The sequence below is a fragment of the Klebsiella sp. CSG-1 genome, assembly GCF_056521145.1.
The window spans coordinates 1-385 of the sequence record NZ_JBWNLD010000044.1 but is presented as its reverse complement, the minus strand read 5'-3'; the positions used below and the strand labels follow the sequence as shown (position 1 = coordinate 385).

Annotated in this window: 1 pseudogene; it reads left to right on the top strand. The window is 45.5% G+C overall.

What is annotated here, in order from left to right:
• Positions 1-16: 16 nt before the first annotated feature.
• Positions 17-385, top strand: a pseudogene (locus AC007G_RS28335) (hypothetical protein); the annotation flags it as partial.

Below are 385 nucleotides of genomic sequence, written 5' to 3'. Positions count from 1 at the left end.
GATGTGCGGTATTTATGTGAAATACACCGGAGCATTCGGCAAGTTCATGCGAGCTCTTGATATAAACGGTGTAGGTATAGAGCAAGCCCCCGTTTACGATTCTAATTTTGTCTGCATTATGGAACGCTGTGGTAATGTCAATGAATATTCCCTGTTTACAAACCCTAACGGAGATGAGTGCAACTCAATCGTATACCCATTTATCCTGTGTCATGACGCGTATCACAAAGGGATTTGTGTCGCGGGTTCGAAAATCGTCATTGACCATATTCATGCAGAGGCCAATGCGGTTCTGACAACGGATGACGGATATACCGGACTGACTGGAACAACAACATCGACAGGTCTGAAATACGTTAACCACGTCATCTACCTGACGGGTGGC